Annotated in this window: 1 protein-coding gene; it reads left to right on the forward strand. The window is 41.9% G+C overall.

Translation table 11 applies throughout. The features are described from left to right. Nucleotides 1-288 precede the first annotated feature (288 nt). Nucleotides 289-1,419: an FUSC family protein gene (locus AC3WU2_RS30595; protein WP_492458605.1), complete on the forward strand. Its 1,131-nt coding sequence runs from the start codon at nucleotides 289-291 to the stop codon at nucleotides 1,417-1,419. Nucleotides 1,420-1,790: the final 371 nt, after the last annotated feature.

Below are 1,790 nucleotides of genomic sequence, written 5' to 3' on the forward strand. Positions count from 1 at the left end.
GCGGAATTGGCAGACGCACTAGACTTAGGATCTAGCGGGCGACCGTGGGGGTTCAAGTCCCTCTACGCGCACCATACTTAATAATGATTCCCGTGACTTCTGCGAAGAGGTGCGGGATTTTTATTTTGTACTAAAGTGTTTTATACTTAGGTACAGTGGAGTTATTAAAAATTTAATGTACCAGGTTAATATTTGTGATAATAATCACAAATTAGTGTTGTGGAAGTCGATATAATAAAGTTGTTCAGATAAGTCAATAACCATATGGAAATAGGAGGTGTGTGCTCCATGTTGACGCGTATAATGAAATGGTGCGCTCGCCTGGGTCTTACATTTCATGTCATAAAGACAGTGTTGGCGGCGGCGATCTCTTGGTCAGTCGCATCTTTAATGTTTGGAGATCATTTCTCGTATTTTGCTCCCCTTGCAGCTGTATTGACGGTTCAACTCACGATCGCAGATACAATGGAAAAAGGACTATTCCGTATTCTTGGTGTAATCATTGGGGTCGTCGTGACCGCTGTCGTCGTGCCTTATGTGGGACAGAACTTCTTAGGTGTCGTGGTGGTGCTCCTTATTGGTATGGGCGCAGCTACGGCCTTCAAACTGAATCCACAGATTATTTCGCAAATTGGTGTGAGTTCGGTGATGGTGATGTCTTTTCAACAAGCTCAAGGTTACGCTACAGGGCGGATAATTGAGACGATTGTCGGTGCGCTCATTGCGGTTCTTGTTCAAATCACGATACATCCTGAGAATAAAATGCCGTCGGCTGTGCGTCGAAACGCGAATATTTGTCAGAAGCTTGCGGAACGAATGCAGCAATTGGGTCAAAGTGTGTCTGCACAGCAGAATGACTTGATGAGTTTTCAATATTCGGATGCGGATTTGATGTCTTTGAGTCGAAAATTGAATGATGCATACTGCAATGCACAGAAAAGTCTCAAATATAACTTTATCTATCGTAAAGATTCTCGAAAACTAGCAGCTTTGCAAGATTGTGTAGATACAGTTCAGAAAATATTGATTGCTGTATCCAGTGTGAACTATGCTGTGCAGGAGATTGGGACGAAATATTTGAAGCAATTGCCGATCGAGGCTGCGCTAATGAGTTCAGCTGAATGTATTCGGTTATATGGTAGATTGCTAAAACAAACAACGCCAAAACGGCATGAAGCACTGGAACAGGCGATTCATCAGGCCTATGATGATCAGTTTTTATTGTTTGATGCTTTTAAGGAACAACAAGCTAAGGCAGAGACACTGATGGAGATTGGGAGTCTGTTCGCGGATTTGCATCGTATCGTTGCTGAGATAGAACGTTCGAGTTCGTCGATGTCTTCGAATCATGCTTTGGTGAAGGCGACAGGATATATGAAGACGAAGAAAAGTTCCACACCTCGTAGAATAGCGAATTAGGGAAGAAAGAATGTAATATGCCGTGGATTCCATTTGGAATTAATTGCATGTTGCATTCTTTTTGCATTCCATGGTATATTCTTATTCCGGCCGCTACGAGAGTAGCAGACGGAACGCAAGAGAAAAGAACTTCTCGAAAAAAACTTAAAAAAATATCTTGCATTATGAAATTAAATGTGATATATTATAAAAGTTGTCGCCGAGAGAACGACGCGGTGATTACGAGAAAGACATTGATCTTTGAAAACTGAACAACGAATGATTGAAAGATATAACGAGAACATTGTTCTTGTGAAGCAAGTCAGTTTCAAAATGAGCAAGTCAAACACTTTATTGGAGAGTTTGATCCTGGCTCAGGACGAACGCTGGCG

Source organism: Paenibacillus sp. EB106-05-06-XG162 (genome assembly GCF_058791655.1).